Origin of the sequence: Candidatus Enterococcus moelleringii, assembly GCF_017377575.1 — a bacterium.
In the GTDB taxonomy this organism is placed as follows: Bacteria; Bacillota; Bacilli; order Lactobacillales; family Enterococcaceae; genus Enterococcus_A; species Enterococcus_A moelleringii.
On record NZ_JAFREM010000004.1, the window covers coordinates 136,011 to 151,313 of the forward strand.

Annotated in this window: 16 protein-coding genes; 6 read left to right on the forward strand and 10 right to left on the reverse strand. The window is 42.5% G+C overall.

Annotated elements, in window-relative coordinates:
• Positions 1–46: 46 nt before the first annotated feature.
• From JZO70_RS02465 to JZO70_RS02500, 8 genes are all read right to left on the reverse strand, one after another.
• A complete protein-coding gene (locus JZO70_RS02465) occupies positions 47–784 on the reverse strand; it encodes a helix-turn-helix domain-containing protein (RefSeq protein ID WP_207671955.1) in 738 nt (245 codons plus the stop codon).
• Positions 785–936: 152 nt separating this feature from the next.
• On the reverse strand, positions 937–1,308 hold the full coding sequence (locus tag JZO70_RS02470) for a DUF956 family protein (RefSeq protein ID WP_207671956.1): 372 nt from the start codon (positions 1,306–1,308) through the stop codon (positions 937–939).
• Positions 1,309–1,414: 106 nt separating this feature from the next.
• Positions 1,415–2,326: a PTS system mannose/fructose/sorbose family transporter subunit IID gene (locus JZO70_RS02475; RefSeq protein WP_207671957.1), complete on the reverse strand. Its 912-nt coding sequence runs from the start codon at positions 2,324–2,326 to the stop codon at positions 1,415–1,417.
• Positions 2,327–2,344: 18 nt separating this feature from the next.
• Positions 2,345–3,154, reverse strand: a complete 810-nt coding sequence (locus tag JZO70_RS02480; RefSeq protein ID WP_207671958.1) for a PTS mannose/fructose/sorbose transporter subunit IIC — start codon at positions 3,152–3,154, stop codon at positions 2,345–2,347.
• A gap of 33 nt (positions 3,155–3,187) precedes the next feature.
• The gene (locus JZO70_RS02485; protein WP_207671959.1) at positions 3,188–4,162 is read right to left on the reverse strand and encodes a mannose/fructose/sorbose PTS transporter subunit IIA; all 975 of its coding nucleotides are present in this window, start codon (positions 4,160–4,162) and stop codon (positions 3,188–3,190) included.
• Between the two features lie 50 nt (positions 4,163–4,212).
• Positions 4,213–4,734, reverse strand: coding sequence for a PTS sugar transporter subunit IIB (locus JZO70_RS02490; RefSeq protein WP_207671960.1), 522 nt, complete (start codon positions 4,732–4,734; stop codon positions 4,213–4,215).
• 191 nt (positions 4,735–4,925) lie between these two features.
• Positions 4,926–7,697 carry a sigma-54-dependent transcriptional regulator gene (locus JZO70_RS02495; RefSeq protein ID WP_207671961.1) on the reverse strand — a complete coding sequence of 924 codons (2,772 nt, stop codon included), beginning with the start codon at positions 7,695–7,697 and terminating at the stop codon, positions 4,926–4,928.
• A gap of 397 nt (positions 7,698–8,094) precedes the next feature.
• Positions 8,095–8,367, reverse strand: a complete 273-nt coding sequence (locus JZO70_RS02500; protein ID WP_207671962.1) for a SemiSWEET family transporter — start codon at positions 8,365–8,367, stop codon at positions 8,095–8,097.
• 176 nt (positions 8,368–8,543) lie between these two features.
• Here JZO70_RS02500 and JZO70_RS02505 point away from each other — a divergent pair, with 176 nt between their 5' ends.
• From JZO70_RS02505 to JZO70_RS02525, 5 genes are all read left to right on the forward strand, one after another.
• The gene (locus tag JZO70_RS02505; protein ID WP_207671963.1) at positions 8,544–8,921 is read left to right on the forward strand and encodes an HsmA family protein; all 378 of its coding nucleotides are present in this window, start codon (positions 8,544–8,546) and stop codon (positions 8,919–8,921) included.
• 12 nt (positions 8,922–8,933) lie between these two features.
• Positions 8,934–9,338 (forward strand): DUF2871 domain-containing protein, encoded by a 405-nt coding sequence (locus JZO70_RS02510; RefSeq protein ID WP_207671964.1) that lies wholly within the window; start codon positions 8,934–8,936, stop codon positions 9,336–9,338.
• Positions 9,339–9,433: 95 nt separating this feature from the next.
• The gene (locus JZO70_RS02515; RefSeq protein WP_242703728.1) at positions 9,434–9,730 is read left to right on the forward strand and encodes a MazG-like family protein; all 297 of its coding nucleotides are present in this window, start codon (positions 9,434–9,436) and stop codon (positions 9,728–9,730) included.
• Positions 9,723–10,493 carry a DUF6597 domain-containing transcriptional factor gene (locus tag JZO70_RS02520; protein WP_207671965.1) on the forward strand — a complete coding sequence of 257 codons (771 nt, stop codon included), beginning with the start codon at positions 9,723–9,725 and terminating at the stop codon, positions 10,491–10,493. Before JZO70_RS02515 ends, JZO70_RS02520 begins: the two co-directional genes overlap by 8 nt.
• Positions 10,494–10,557: 64 nt before the next feature.
• Positions 10,558–10,941, forward strand: coding sequence for a VOC family protein (locus tag JZO70_RS02525; protein WP_207671966.1), 384 nt, complete (start codon positions 10,558–10,560; stop codon positions 10,939–10,941).
• A gap of 47 nt (positions 10,942–10,988) precedes the next feature.
• On the opposite strand, the gene JZO70_RS02530 is transcribed toward JZO70_RS02525, so the two are convergent.
• Positions 10,989–11,615: a DUF536 domain-containing protein gene (locus JZO70_RS02530; RefSeq protein ID WP_207671967.1), complete on the reverse strand. Its 627-nt coding sequence runs from the start codon at positions 11,613–11,615 to the stop codon at positions 10,989–10,991.
• 371 nt (positions 11,616–11,986) lie between these two features.
• Complete coding sequence (locus JZO70_RS02535) at positions 11,987–13,891, reverse strand: endonuclease MutS2 (protein WP_207671968.1); 1,905 nt, start codon at positions 13,889–13,891, stop codon at positions 11,987–11,989.
• Positions 13,892–14,581: 690 nt separating this feature from the next.
• Between JZO70_RS02535 and JZO70_RS02540 the strand changes: the two genes are divergently transcribed.
• Positions 14,582–15,286: a WxL domain-containing protein gene (locus tag JZO70_RS02540; RefSeq protein WP_207671969.1), complete on the forward strand. Its 705-nt coding sequence runs from the start codon at positions 14,582–14,584 to the stop codon at positions 15,284–15,286.
• The last annotated feature ends 17 nt before the right edge of the window (positions 15,287–15,303 follow it).

Here is a 15,303-nt window from a genome sequence, read left to right on the forward strand (position 1 = left end):
GTTAAAAGAAAAAAGCCGCTGATCTTTTCAGATCAAACGACTTTCGCTATTGAACAATCTCGGCTCTTTTTTCGGCAGCAGCCTTAAGCAGAGTGATATATTCGGTTTTATGATCGGCGATGTAGGTCTCAATGGCCTTTTTCTTTTCAGCCGACCAATCTTTTTCTTCTATTATATTGGCCTGATCATCGACTGCGATGCTGTCTGTATAAGTCCTATTTTTACCAGGAGCATCATGTACTGTAATAGAATTTTGATCTCCTTCGTTTACATGTACCATCAGATCTCCTTTTATCGCAGTTACACCCGGGCGATACTCTGGTAAAGGAATAGGTAACCATCCCACCCTCGTGATAAAGACAGAATATTCAATTTCCCCTTCATTTAAAAGATAGCCATCAGGATAACGTGAATCTTCATCTTCCCGCCAAGAATGAGCGGCCAAATTTTCTCGATACCTATGTTCATCCCAATGCAGCTTTGCTAACGAACTCGCTGGAACGATTACTACTACAGCAATGACTGCTAAAATAATCTTGTAGTATCTGTTCCAACGAAGCTTTTTTGAAAAATTCTTAGTCATTTCTCGATCTCCCCTTAATAACTCATCCAGAGAGATACCAAACAAATCACTGATGGCAACAGTCATTTCCAAATCTGGGTAGTTGCGCCCGACCTCCCAGCTGGAAATTGTCGGCCGCGACACATTCAGCAGTTGTCCTAACTGTTCCTGTGTCCATTCTTTTTTTAAACGCTGTTCTTTAATTTTGTCGCCAATATTCACTGGTATCCACTCCTTGCAATCATTATCTGGGGAACCTGTTTAAAAGGAAAGCTATCTTCTCTATCATACCGTTTTTTCTTGTGATACGATACGTATCATGTTGATATGATAGCATTTTGGGCAAAGAAAAAAACTGACCGCTACCAGCCAGTTTATCGTTTAAAAGTTGATTTAACTCCACGTTTTACTACGTCGAGAAAGCTTAAGGATTGCACCATGTTATTAGGATCAACATATTCACGGATTGCTCGCAGCACTTTTTTTGGTTCCTTTGAAGAAAAAGTAAAGGTCCCATTTTTCTTAGTTCGAATGGCATACCGTGGAATCCATTTGCCTTTAAAAATTACCGAAGCAATCACCTGGTCAACTTCTTCCCAAGGAATTTGAATAAATTTATGAGCATCACGATCATTGAAAAATTCAAAACCCTTATCACCGATCATAATTTTCCCGTAATCGGTCAGCCCCATGTGCGAGGTGGCATTCATGACTAAGTCAACTTTGCTGTTGATTGATTGAACCATTCTTTTTACTCCATCTCCTTTTATTTCACTAGTCATTATACTGGTTTTTCCTAATTTAAGCAAAAACATAAAAGGCCCAGGCATTGCTGCCCAGGCCTAGTTATTCTTACATCAATCCAACTAAGTGAGCAACAATACCCACGATGAATAATCCAAGAATGATAACGATTGGAGAAACTTTTTTCTTTAGCAACCACATACATAGAAGAGTTAAACCTAAACCAGCTAATCCTGGAATTAAGCTGTCTAAGTTATCTTGTAAAGTTGTTACTTGAATATCGCTTAATGAAAGACCAGACGCTTGTTGTTCCAAAGCTGATTTAATACCTTCAGCTCCAGCAGGCAGGCTGCTCCAGTCTATATAAGCACCTTCGTCAAGTTGAACTTCAGAGACAGTTGGAGCAAATCCAACAGATACCCAACGGTTAACTAGTGAGCCCAAGATGAACATCCCTAGAATGGATGCACCTTTTGTGATATCTTGCAATAATCCGCCAGACAAGTCATCAGTGATTTTAGAACCAGCTTTGTAGCCAAATTCTTGCGTGTACCACATAAATGCCATACGGATAGCGTTCCATGCTACGAAGTAAATGATTGGTCCAAGAATGTTACCAGCCATTGCTAGAGAAGCAGCTAACGCACCAAGGATTGGTTTAACAGTGAACCAGAAAACTGGATCCCCGATACCGGCTAAAGGTCCCATCATACCAACCTTAACCCCTTGAATTGCTACATCATCTACAGGAGCGCCATTTGCACGCTCTTCTTCCAGTGCTAATGTTACACCGATAATTGGTGAAGCTACATATGGATGTGTATTGAAGAATTCCAAGTGACGAATCAATGCCGCGGAACGGTCTTCTTTATTAGGATATAATTTCTTGATCGCTGGGATCATTGAGAATGCCCAACCACCATTTTGCATACGTTCATAGTTCCAAGAACCTTGAATAAATGTTGAACGCCACCAAACGGAAATACGATCTTTTTTCGTTAATTTCAATTGCTCTGCCATTTCGTGTTAGCTCCTTTCTTAATAGTTATCAATAATGTCGCCTAGTGGATCACCAGTGTTTGAACCGCCGCCGTTACCTGAACCGCCGCCTTGTTTAGAAAGCGCCAAGTAGATAAGAGCAAGAGATACACCGATTGCACCAAGACCAATAAGAGTAATTTGTGAAATTGTTGCCAATACGAAACCAATTGCGAAGAATGGCCATACTTCTTTAGTAGCCATCATGTTGATAACCATTGCGTAACCAACAGCTACTACCATTCCCCCGCCGATTGCCAAGCCGTCTGTTAACCAAACTGGCATAGATTCTAGCAATCCACGCACTGGACCTTCACCAATAGCTAAGATTAGAGCTGCAGGGATAGCAATACGAACCCCTTGCATAGCAATAGCAACGATGTGCCATAATTCAACTTTTTTAATGTTGCCTTCTCTTGCTGCCGCATCCATTAAATGAACGAACGCTGTTGCAATTGTACGACAAATGATTGTTAGTAGTAGACCAGCAACAGCTAGAGGAACTGCGATTGCGATAGCTGAAGAAACCCCAGCTTGACCTTGTCCACCTAAAACTAAGATAATTGCAGACGCTACTGAAGCCAATGCAGCATCGGGCGCTACAGCGGCACCGATATTTGCCCAACCTAGAGCGATCATTTGTAATGTACCACCAAGAATAAGACATGGCATTAGGTTGCCTGTTACTAAGCCGATTAACGTACATGCGATTACTGGTTGGTGGAAATGGAATTCATCCAAAATACCTTCCATACCAGCTAAGAATGCGACGATAACGACTAATATCACTTGAATAAAGTTTAATTCCATGATTATTAATCCTCCGTTTCTCTGATAATCAAATTATTTTTGTTTGTTTAATTCATCTTGCGCTTTTCTCATGATTTCATTCATGTCGCCTTTTGAATCGTTAGGAACTTTACGTACGTCAAAGCTCAAACCAAGATCTGCAAGTTTCTTGAAGGCATCTAGATCATCTTGACTGAATGCTAAAACTTTATTTGGTTGAACTTTACCTGGTGAGTGAGCCATTGAACCAACGTTGATTGTCTTCAATGGAACGCCACCTTCAACTGCTCTAAGTGCATCTTGAGGGTTTTCAAAAAGCAATAGTGCGCGTTGTCCGCCAAAGTGTTGGTCATCTTTTGCCAATTTAATCATTTGATCAATTGGTACAACGTGAGCCTTAACGCCTGGAGGAGCAGCTTGTTGAATTAATTTCTTACGAAGTTCGTCCTCAGCTACGGTATCAGATACAACGATAATACGTGTAGGTCCAGTAGTTTTTGTCCAAGCAGTTGCTACTTGTCCATGCAACAAACGAGAGTCAATACGTGCCAAAACATAATCGAATGTTCCTGGTGCGCCAGCATTTGAAGGTTGTGCTTCCGCTTGAGCAGCTGCTGCTTCTGCAGGCTCCAGCTCTTCTGGTCTCACCCGTACACCTTCTTTTGCTGTGCCTAAAATATGCTCAGCAATTTCGTGTGCAGTGTTCATTGAGAAACGAGAAGCATATGCTTCAATAACCATTGGCAAGTTCATACCAGCAACGATTGCCCATTTGTCTTTGTGCTCTTCAAACAAGCTGTTGGCTTGGTTGAATGGTGTTCCGCCCCAAAGATCGACTAAGAACAACACTTCATCTTGATCGTCGAAAGATGCAATTGCTTCTTTCATTTTTGCCTTCACGTCATCTGGACCTTCACTTGGCATTAACGTAACAGCTTTTACGTTTTCTTGTTCTCCGAAGATCATCGCTCCAGATTGCAAGATACCATTTGCGAATTCGCCATGACTGGCAATGATAATTCCTACCATCTTTTTACCTCCTACTATTATTGTTACAGTCTAAATAATATGAATAAGTTCTAGGAACCTGTAACCGGATTTTGTGGCAACATCTTTTCTTTTTGAATCTGTTGAATCAAATCATTTTTTCGATCAGAGGGAACTTTGCGAGTTTCTAACTCAATCCCACGATCAGCAAGCTTCATAAAGCATTTTACATCTTCTTCATCCAAAGAAATAAAGTTGGTCACCATCTTCTTGCCTTCCAAAAAGCGCATACCGCCGATATTAATTGAGGTCAACTCGACACCTGCCTCAACAACTTCTAAAACATCCTGCGGAATAGCAAACAAAAGCATTACTTTTAACTGGTCAAACAATTGATCGTGATAAATCTCAACTAATTTTTTCTTCGTAATGACATTTGACTTAATTCCTGGTGGTGCAGCTTGCTTCAATAGAAATTTACGCAATTCGTCATGCGCAACTTCATCACTGACAACGAGGATACGTTCTACGCCCGTAGCTTTGGACCAAACAGTCGCTACTTGTCCATGAATCAAACGATCATCAATCCGAGCCAAGCGGACATCCATTACCATTTGCGTCACCCCCATTTTCTAATTCAACTTATCTAAAGGTTTCGATGTTTCCTGAGTACACAAGCACTCACCTATTATATAAGCAAGTGCCGTGCCAAGATACACTAACCTGTATAAAGCCTTAAACCAAGGGTTTTTAACAATACACAAAAAGCGATACAGTATACTGTATCGCTTTTTGTGTATTGTTATTAGAGTATTTCTTTATGATTCTTTAACAACTGATAGATATAGTATCGTTCTGAATCGGGGAAAGTGACCTTTAATTGGTTTTCCAGGTCATTTAATCCGCGATTCATCGCTGTATTATCGGTTACGTGTTGATACTCTGTCAATGTCGCTTTATCAATATGCAGCGGTTGATTTAAAATTCCCCGTTCAATAGCTCCGGCCATATGCATGACGAAGTTGACCATTAGAGCATAATCCGCAGATTGTCCATCATCGACAATCACAGAATTTGCCAAGCGCCAGACCGGTTCGATGATTTTCTTGGCATTAATGAAGGTATAGCTTTCTTCCATAAATGTAATACACAAAGCCCTGGCCGTTTCATGGGTCAGCTCGACTTCGGCTTGATTTTCTAAATCATTCTCCAACAACAGCTCATCGATGACTTGATCGGCCCGCTGATTGATGAATTTCTCCATTTGGATATATGGCACGCCGATTTTCGGGTCCATAATTCCGGTGGTGGCAATGATTTTGTAATCCTTTTTGAATTCAGGGATTTTTTGGTTGATTTCAGTCACCGACAAGGTCAGGACTTCAATATGATCTAGCTTACGCTGCTTTAACGGCCACTCGATAATTTCCTTTAAGCGTTGGGCCGTACCTTCGCCAGAAGCACAAATGGCTAAGATGGCTTGTTTCCCTTCCACCTTTGGCTCTTCCATTGGCGCTACCTTGCCGTAACCGCGGAAACCTTTCAAAGATTCATACAATTCTTCGATACCGGAACCTAATACACTAGATTTCCGGGCAGCTTCTACCACCAGCGGAGTGGTTACCATATCTAGCGTGCGAATGGCGATGTTGGTTTCCTTTTGCAGCTCATCGTTGAATGATGCCAAGGAACCCATATCCACCAGCAGCAAAACACCGCTGCCTTCTTCCACCTGCAAAACGGCCTCCCGAATTTTTTCAAAGGCGGTCCGGGGGTGCATATCCAACGGCATATCAACAGCCTTCAAATTGGTCACGTCCAACAATTCGCGGACAACCTGAGCCATAGACGTTGCGGTACTGTTACCATGAGCAGCCACCACGACACCGATTCTGCCAGTGGGCTGATCTTCTCTAAGGGAAACCAGCAGCACCGTTAAGTAATAATCTTCGCTTTCAGGAATCAATACTTGGAACTCCTGCTCCACCAGCTGGCGGATTTCTTTGGCGACCTCAAATTCTTTCGGATAATTGGTGGCCATCTCGCGAATATTGGCATTGGTTTCACGGGTTTCCCCTTCATGAATTTTTTTCAAGAAGGAGGAAATGTGCAAGCTCATAGCATACACAAAATTTTGTTGAAAATAGGTATTTAAACGCTCGCTGACTAAAGACGCGATACGGTTGCTGGTTTCAATGACTCGCTTGTCGACAAATTCGGCCAAACGGGTTTCGGTATCAAAGGTAAAGCCGTGATCTTTATAGAATGATTTCAAATGGATATTAATATCGGTAGAGATAAAGTGGTTGATGGTTTCTTGGTCTAACCCTTCCATCTTCAATAAAGCTGCTTTGTCGCCGATAATATCGTATAAGTTATAAGGTAATTCATAGGTATCAGTTCTGATTAGGTTATCGATCTCATTAGGTGTCACGATCATTTTTGGCTCCAAATAAGGAGAAATATCCGTCGTCTTCAAGCGATCAGCGGATAATTGGACCAAACCAGATTTGATCCCGTCGGTTAAATCGTTCAAGGTAATGCTGATTTTATCCTGATTCATGTGCAGCATAAAACCGCGAGCACAAACCAGCTGGACATTTGATTTCAATTGTCCCACATTGCCGTAGGTGACACTGCCAAGCAGGGCCTTCACTACATCTTCGGCTAAGGTAATTTTGCGTTGAATCCGATTGGCTTCCATCGCTACCATCACCCGCACTAAATCGATTTGTTCAGCAGGCGGCCGACTGTTAAAAGGCGGCATTTGAATATTTATCGGAATCCGACGAACAAAGGTATCCAGCAAAGATGAATGGGGATCTTCGGTAGTTGCCCCAGCAATCCGTACGTCCGCGGTATGGTTTTTCCCGGTTTCCCCTAAACGATTGTAGCTGCCGTGGTCCATGAAGTAGAAAATCATTTCCTGGCCTTCAGGCGGCAGGCGGTGAATTTCATCGAGAAACAGCATGCTGCCATCGGCTTGCTTGATTAAGCCTTCTTTGTCGCTGTCGGCTCCGGTAAAGGCGCCTTTGACGTAACCAAATAAATGACTCATCAATAATTCTGGATTATTGGCATAATCGGCACAGTTGAAGACCACTAATTCCCGCTCTGGATCAATTACCTGCTGCGATTGAGCAAATTGAAACATGGCATGAGCGAAAAAGGTTTTCCCCGAACCAGTTGGGCCGGTGATCAAACAGTTTAGGCCCCGCGGCGGATACAAAATCGCTGCTTTGGCTTGGTCAACGGCATTCTTCATACTGCCGGTGGAACCGATAATTCGTGAAAAAACGTCCCCTTGCGGCTTAGCGAGAATCCGCTTCTCAGGACGCTCCACTTTAACGGTGGAAAAGGTTTCTTTGGTCATCTGAGTTAGACTGGATTCCTGAACTTGGGCAAAATAGCGGACTGGTCGTCCATCGGTCTTCTGCAGTGTGCCTTCTTTTACCAACAAATTAAGATCTTTACTGGCATTCGTGCGTTGCAGCAGCAAAGCATCGGCAACTTCTTTGGTTGTGACATGTGAATGGTCGCAAACATATTGGTAGATCCGATCAATTCGTCGTTCCATTTCCCCACCCGCTTTTTCTAAGTGTATCCTTTTCCAAGAAAAAATCTTGAAAAGGTAATCATTTTCTAAAGAAATAATACACTAAATTTTAGACGAATACAAAAGATAACCCTTTTCTTTTAAGTATTCGTAAATTATTGGGAAAACCTTTTTCCCTGTAAAAATCAGGTATTATTCCCATTCTTGAGTCATGACAGCTGGCAATTCATCCGCCGCTAAACAACCTTGTCGGTGGATCGCCGTACAAACTAGTGTATTGTTCAAAGGTAACACACTAATCAGCTATTGTGCAAACTATCACGAGAAAGCTCACTATTCGTACATATAATAGAAGAAACACGTCTTGGAAAGTCGGTTAGTTTGGTGAAAACCGACTTTCGGGCAGTGGTTTGACTAATTATATGGCGGTAAAGAAGGTCATCGCCCCTAGGAAAATGCCCGGCAGGTTAGCTACCACCAACGGCCAATCTTTTTGTTTTTTCAAGGCACCGTAAATCACCCAGCAGGTACAGTTGATCATCGCCACAAAGGGCTGAATCGGACTGCCGGGATTCCCTTCAAGATTGTTCATAATTTGGGGAATATAAGAAACGTACATCAGCACTGATAAAACCGAAGCTGCTCTGCCTAACTGCTGAATTTTATGTTCTTTCTCATTTTGTCTGCTCATTTTTATCATCCTTTAAAAATTTTTATTTCATTAGTATAGCACGGCGAAGAAAAATACTCTGTTTTACTGCCTTTGTCAAAGAGGTCTGAAAAACATAGTGACATTTTGTCACCGTTAGTTTATACTAATTACAAAGAGTGACGAATCGTCACTTTAAATTGGAGGTCTATTTAGAAATGCAATTAGTTTTAGCAATTGTTACTATCACATTGGCATTGGTTTTTTATACGATTGGCGTGTTCGCGGAACGGCGGGCCGGTGAATTAAAGCTGAAGCACTTAGGCTTGTTTGCCTTGGGTCTGGTTTTTGACACTACGGGAACCACGATTATGTCCGGCATCGCCAAAACTGAGCCGGTCACAGGCATCACCTTGCATCAAATCACCGGTGTCTTGGCAATTTTATTGATGGCTTTTCATTTGATTTGGGGCATTTACGTGTATTTTAAAGGCAGCAGCCAAGCAAAACACACCTTTCATCGTTTCAGTCTGGTGGTTTGGCTCTTTTGGCTAGTGCCTTACATTGCAGGAATGGTAGTCGGGATGAAACACTAAAGGAGGAAGAACATGCGAAAATTAGCGCGTACAAGTTTAGTTTACATGATTGTTGGTTTGGTGTTTGGCGTGTATTATCGGGAATTCACAAAATTCACTGATTTTACTGGTGAGACACAGCTGTCGGTGTTGCATACTCATACATTGGTTTTGGGAATGGTGTTCTTTTTGGTTGTTCTGCTGCTGGAAAAGAATTTCGGTCTTAGTCGGCAAAAGCATTTTAACAAATTTTACTTGTTCTTCAATTTAGGATTAGTGGTTACTTTGGGGATGCTGTTGCTTCATGGCACGTTGACGGTGCTGGGTTATCCAGATTCCGCAGCGATTTCCGGGATTGCTGGGATCGGACACATTTTATTGACGATTGGTTTAGGCTTTTTCTTCAATAGTTTGCTGAAGTCTTTGCCGCAAACCTGATTTTTCGCCCTTCATTTAGCTGAAGGGCTTTTTTTCTTTGGCTTGATATGGGCTATAATGGATTTAGAAGATTCAGTGACAAAGGAGGATGCACCTTGCAGGAATTAATGATAGAAATTTTCCAGGCAGCGGAAAAGGAAAAAAAGAATCCGCAGCAATTATTGATTAAGTTAATGGAAGAAGTTGGCGAAGCGTCCCAGGCCCTGCTGGCCAGTCAAAATGCGCCTGGCAGCGAGTACAAGAACTTTACGACGGCGGATGTGAAGGAGGAATTGGTGGATACCTTGTTGGTCACCTTTGCGCTGTTGCATAAACTAGGTACTGACGAGACGGAATTACAAACTCTGTTGGAAACGAAACTGGCGAAATGGCAGGCCAAACAAGATGGCTAAGACGTATTATCCTATTCAGATTCCTTACCTGCTGTCGAAGGAATTTCAGCGTTTTGTTCTTTACCAAGAGGAACAGTTTGCCGGCTTGCAGGAGTTTGTGATTTGTTACTGGCAGATGACTCCATTAACGGATGAACTGCATTCGATTGAAAATATTATCATCGCCGATGGCTGTATTGATTTAGTTGTCGCCTTCGATCAGCAGCAAATCGGTTTTTCCGGCATGCGAGAGACGGATTTTCACTTTACCGTGCCTTCAAATGAGCGCTTCATGGGACTGCGCTTCAAGCCAGGCGCTTTTCACCAGTTGTTTCAGCTGCCGGCAGATCGAGGAATGGATCAGTTTTTGCCTTTTGATACGTTGGACGCGACGTTTAATTGCGAGTATTTTTTTAAGTTGCCTTTTGAGGAAGCGAAGAAATATTTGATTGATTACTGGATTCAGTTTTTGGTTAGCAAACAGGCAGATCGTTATACGCAGCTTTTTGATGCTTTAACGGAGGAATTGCCGGAATCAGCAGCAACATTATACGAAGCACTAGAGCTTAAGGAACGCAGCTGCCAACGGATTTTCCAGGAGAAGTATGCTTTGTCGCCTAAGAAGGTGCTGTCGATTTTGCGTTTTCAAAAAGGATTGCAGGAAATGCTGCATTCGGCAGAGCCGTCAGCGATCAGCTATTATTACGACCAGTCGCATTTTATTCAGGACTTTAAAAAAAATCTGGGCATCACCCCGAAAGAGCTGATCCAGCACTACCGCTAGTGTCGGGTTTTTCCTATAACTGGCCACCCCTTTTTCGTACACTTAAGAAAAAGGAGGAATTCTTATGTATCAACAGCTCACCGCCAATTTAATGGTGGAAAGTATTGAAGAAACGTTGGCTTTTTATACGGAAAAATTAGGATTTAGCTTGGTGGCCTCCGTCCCTCACGCAGACGGTTATTTGCAATTTGCGATTGTGGCTAAGGACGGCTTAAACTTGATGTTCCAGGAACGCCGCAATTTTATCGAAGAATATCCAATGCTGGAGGCGTCCGTCACTAAGCCTTCTGTCAGTTTGTTCATTAATGTCTCCGATTTTGATGAATTGTATGACGCGCTAAAATCTGAGGTTACTCTGGCGGCCGATCTTCATAAGACCTTTTATGGGACAAAGGAATTTGCGGTTTTAGATAATACCGGCTACGTGTTGACCTTCGCGGAAAAATAAAAGCAGGACAGAGTTTACATTTTGAATGTAGACCCTGTCCTATTGGTTTATTTAAAGCCCCAACGTTTTTTCAAAAAACCGGATTGCTCTTCGGTTAATTCATCGTATTTCTTTTGCAGCTCGCTATAGTAATTCATCCAATAATTCAAATTATCGGTGACTCGCTGTTTTTCCTCCACCAGCGTTTTTTCCCGCTGCTTCAGCTGCTGGTTTTCCTGCTTCAACTGTTTGTTTTCGATGACCAAGGCCTCAACCACCCGCTCATCCAAAAATGGAATTTCCATCGGCATATCGCCGGATTGGTTGCTGATCATGCGCATCATCCGTTTGTCCTCTAGGCTTAATTGCTGCTGCTGATCTAACAGCTTTTGCATTTTGGCAATGACTTGGTCCTTTTTATCCAGCTGCTCCAAAATAAATTCGCCCACGGTTGGTGTATCTTCACTAGTCTCCGTGTCCTCCACGATGGTTTCACCGTTTAAAATTCGCGGCTGCTTTCGCAGGCGGTGATTGGTCACCATCAAACGAACCACCTTTTCTTGTTCCTCGCTTAGCATAAAAGCACCTTGGTTTTTTGGCGGCACCCTTTCCCCTTCCAGCTGATACAGAATCTTTTTGATTTCCCCTTTGCCGACCTGTAATTCTTCGGCTAATTGTTCCAACGCTTTCCCCATCATTCACTCCCCTAGCCAAAACCCTCTATTTTCACTCCACAATGGACCTGCATTTATCTATCACTTGAATTATAAAACAATCAAATTGCTTTCACAAACCTTAGTAAATCGCGGGAAATGGTGATTTATCAAGGAATTATTAGCAAAAATAAGCGGCTGACTCTTGCTTCTGACAGGAGCAAAAAAAACCTCTAGCGATTTTTCTTGTATTTGATACGGCCGGATTAAATATAGGCCGCCTTTTGTAAGAAAAAGTGAGGAGAAAAAAATTTGAGGAATTGATAGAAAAACAGTGAATTTACTTTCTAGAAACAAAAGTAAATTCACTGTTTGGTTTTTAGTATCCGTTGAAAAATAGTCAGGTGTTCCTTCTACTTAATATTAGACCGCCGTTCCCGCATTTCTTTATCCAGCTGCTTTTGCGCTTGCTTGGAGCCGCGGTCCAGGTCACGGTTTTTCTTGCGGGTATGGTAATCGATAAACAAGCTGTCTAAATCATAGTCGGCGGGATAGAGTTCTTGAGCTGACATTAACAGCTTCACTCGCTGACGAGGGACTTCGCTGATTTCCTCATTGACTAGTACCTCGATTTGAGACGCCCCTTCGTCGTGATAAACCAAACCGATAGCTTCAGTTTCGGTTAATTGCACCCGATCACCTTTTTGGAACAGCGTGATCTCTTTTTCTTTTTTGAACAAGCTTGGTTCTTCGGTTTTTGCGAAGGTTTGTTTGGCGGTACGATAATCCTTTTGATCAATATACTTCTGAGCTTGTTTGATCAGGTCCTTGGACATGTGCATCTTTTTAGCAATCCACAAAGCCTGGCTGTCACCAATTTCGCCCACCTGCAGCTTGTATTTTGGCGTTAAAGTGTCCCGATCAAAGGCCATGGCTGCCGGTACAAAGTCCTCATGAATTTCAGCGAAGCGTTTGATTTCGCCATAATGGGTAGTCGCTACCACTAAGCCGCCTTTTTCGTACATACTTTCCATAATGGCAACCGCCAAAGCCGCTCCTTCATTAGGTTCCGTTCCACTGCCAATTTCGTCTAACAAAATCAGCGTATTGCGTTTCACCTTGTTTAAGATCTGGGCAATGTTGTGCATGTGCCCAGAAAAAGTACTCAAAGCATTTTCCATGTTTTGCTGATCACCGATGTCTACAAACAAATCATCCAGTACCGCGATTTTCGTTCCTGCTTGAGCTGGTATCTGCAAACCGACCATGGTCATTAAAGTCAACAAGCCAACAGTTTTCAAAACAACCGTCTTCCCACCGGCGTTGGCACCGGTGATAACTAAGCCGCGATATTCCTCACCGAGACTGAAATCCAGCGGTACAGCATCTTTAGGTAAGAAGGGATGGCGGCCTTTTTTGATCTGAATTACTTCGGATTTGTTGACGTCAGGTGTGATACCGTTCAAGTCGCGACTGTATTTTGCTCGAGCGAAAATGATGTCAAAGGCGGTAATCGTCTCTAAGGCGAAATCAATGACTTCTTCATTTTCAGCCAGTAAGCCGGTTAATTCTGCCAATACTTGATATTCTTCGGCTGTTTCTTCCGCCTTAAGCATAGCATGGCGTTCGTTTAATTTAGAAACCGTATTCGGTTCGATAAAGGCGGTTTGCCCGTTGCCGGACTGCTCCACAATCGTGCCGGCAATTTTATTTTTGTAGCTGGCTTTAATCGGCACGGTGTAGTGCTCGCCCTTTTTTATGATCAAAGCTTCCTGCAGCATGGTTTTGTTATTGGGGTGCCGCAAAAATTTCAGCAGCTTGTCTTGAATTTCGCTTTCGGTTTCGTTAATTTGCTTGCGCACTCGTCGTAAATTTTTTGAAGCATCGTCACTAACTTTGTGATTATGAATCTTTTGATAGATTTCTTCTTCTACCTCCAACAGCTGCGGCAATGCTTTGGCGTAATTGTACAGCAGCGGCGTCTGGTACTGATTTTTTTCAAAAAATTTGGTGATCATCCGGCTGCTGCGAAGGAAATCGGCGGCCTCTACTAATTCTGGCGGTGCCAGCAGCATACCCTTTTTCACTTGGCTGATCAAATGGTCAATTTGACTCAAGCCCATAAAGGGAACGTGCTGACTACTGTCAATGATCAAGCGGGCTTCCTGGGTTTCTTTTTGCCAAGCCCGCACGGTTGCAAGATTGCTTTGCGGCTGAATTGCTGCGATTCGTTTTTTACTATAATCACCGATGGCTCGGGTTTGGATTTCTTCAATAATGCGATCAAATTGCAAATGGTTGATTGTTTCGTTATTCATTTCTCTCTTCCCTTTCTGAAAAAGAGATACCTGTCCCTAAATAAATTATCCACCTAGAAAAATACAAGCCAGCTCCTTATCGCGGAACTCGCAAAAAAGACGATAGTCATACTATCGTCTTAGAATACACTCATTCTATCTATCGACAGGTATCACTCATATAAGCACACCAAATAAACCTACACGTTTACTGGCTATTCAACTTACTGATTTAGATACCTGTTGCACTCACTAAAAGGTCCCCTTTGTTCTAGGTCTATAATTTATTCTCAAGAACACTATACCAAGGACCTATTATCCTGTCAAATTTCCACTAAAATTTACTCGCTTTTGCCCAATACCATTTACTTTATAGAAAACACCGATTCGGAATCGTTGCGGCCATTTATTTCATTCTGAATACTTACTTTTTGAATTTTTTATTTTTAGAAACCCCGTTAATGCTGAATACATTAACAAAATTATGATTGTTTTCATTTTTTACAAAACTTATCAATTCAAGCATAAAAAATGCAGAAATAACGTATTCGTGATAGGGTTTACAGTGAATAGAGTAGTTTTATCTTGATACATATTCTATTCTGAAATAGTCAAAATTATCACCAATCTGTTACTTTTAATGCTCAACGAACACCCGAGATTAAATATTTCAAAATGATCCCGTGGAAATGTGCCAAAGGAGGTGAAGGCTTGAAAGGAAGGTTGCCAGCGGCCGTACTCTGTATTGGCTGCTTAGGATTTCTGATGGTTTTCCCAGCGAAAGACGCTGCCTTTGCACAAGTGAACTCCGAGGGGGAAATCACACTGGGTGAAAACAATCGCGTGACTGAACCAAAAGAACCCACAAATCCCGCAAAACCTCGACCAGGTGATTCCTACCACCGTCCAACCAACGAAAAAGGCCCTCTCTCGTTGGATGTCGTGCCGCTTGGCTTTTACTTTGGGACTCAGAAAATGTACCATGCGGCCCATACGTATCAAGCGAATGGAACCGACAATCATCTCCAGTACTTGCAGGTCACGGATAATCGCGACGCGACTGTGAATGGCTGGTCATTAAAGGTTCGCCAAGCAGATTATTTACGAGATAGTCAAACCGATTATGAATTGACCGGGGCGACTCTTTACCTGCCTCAGGGCCAACCTAGGAATCAGAACAATCTGGCTGGTTCGGCGGCGAATGCGGACAGTTTACTAACTGCAAGCGTTCCAGTGACAGATCAGGAAGTGACAATTTTCAGTGCACCAAATCGTGAGAATGCTGGCAAAGCGACATCAACCAATTTCTGGCAGGCCAACGATGTAACCCTAAGCATTCCAAGAGATACGGTCCAACCAGGAAACTATTCAACCAAAATTTATTGGATCTTAACAGATGGAGGTCCATCAAACTAACGTAAGGAGAAAAACGA